Here is a 714-nt window from a genome sequence, read left to right on the forward strand (position 1 = left end):
ACTCTGGGCTTTTCAGGCCTGCGGCTGCGGACCGAGATGCACCGACCCGGCAAGACGGATGAGTTCTGCGTCTGGCAGGGTGCCAGCTATTTCCGCGCTATTGGTCTGGACGAGGTCTACGGTCTGTCGGCACGCGGTCTCGCCCTGAAAACAGGCGACCCGGATGGCGAGGAATTTCCTGAGTTCATCCGTTTCTGGCTGGAGCGCCCCAAGCCCGGCCAACGGAATATGGTCGTACATGCGCTGATGGACAGTCCCAGCGTGACTGGGGCCTATCGCTTCAATGTCACGGCGGGGGCGGATTGCATTATCGACGTCAAGGCCACGCTGTTTCCCCGCGAAGACCTACCTCATGTAGGTATCGCGCCGGGCACCTCGATGTTTCTGTTCGACCAGACCAACCACAGCCGGTTCGACGATTTCCGTCCGGCCGTCCATGACAGCGACGGGCTGTTGATCCGCAATGGCGCGGGCGAGGTGTTGTGGCGTCCGCTGGCAAACCCGGCCCGCCTGCAAATATCGTCTTTCGTTGACGAGAACCCGCGCGGCTTCGGGCTGATGCAGCGCAAGCGCGAGTTTTCGGACTATGCCGACCTTGAGGCGAATTATCACAAGCGCCCGGGCCTGTGGGTCGAGCCTCGGGATGACTGGGGCAAAGGCACCGTTACACTGGTCGAGATACCGGCCGATCAGGAAATCTATGACAACATCGTC

General features: G+C 61.1%; 1 protein-coding gene. It reads left to right on the top strand.

The window, feature by feature from the left end; genetic code table 11:
• On the top strand, window positions 1–714 hold a 714-nt coding region (locus ACR0IP_RS23280), incomplete at both ends, for a glucan biosynthesis protein (protein ID WP_480528178.1).

It is taken from the genome of Ruegeria sp. AL11 (genome assembly GCF_056540865.1).